Origin of the sequence: Robertmurraya korlensis (assembly GCF_023715225.1) — a bacterium.
Classification (GTDB): Bacteria; Bacillota; Bacilli; order Bacillales; family Cytobacillaceae; genus Robertmurraya_A.
Genome location: NZ_JAMBNS010000173.1, coordinates 1 through 256 on the forward strand (window position 1 = coordinate 1; position 256 = coordinate 256).

Annotated in this window: 1 rRNA gene; it reads right to left on the reverse strand. The window is 56.2% G+C overall.

Annotated elements, in window-relative coordinates:
* A 23S ribosomal RNA gene (locus tag M3175_RS24735) occupies positions 1-256 on the reverse strand; the annotation flags it as partial.

Sequence of the window (256 nt, forward strand, 5' to 3'; positions counted from 1 at the left end):
TGAGACAGTGCCCAGATCGTTACGCCTTTCGTGCGGGTCGGAACTTACCCGACAAGGAATTTCGCTACCTTAGGACCGTTATAGTTACGGCCGCCGTTTACTGGGGCTTCGATTCAGAGCTTCGCTTGCGCTAACCCCTCCTCTTAACCTTCCAGCACCGGGCAGGCGTCAGCCCCTATACTTCGCCTTGCGGCTTCGCAGAGACCTGTGTTTTTGCTAAACAGTCGCCTGGGCCTATTCACTGCGGCTCTTCTGG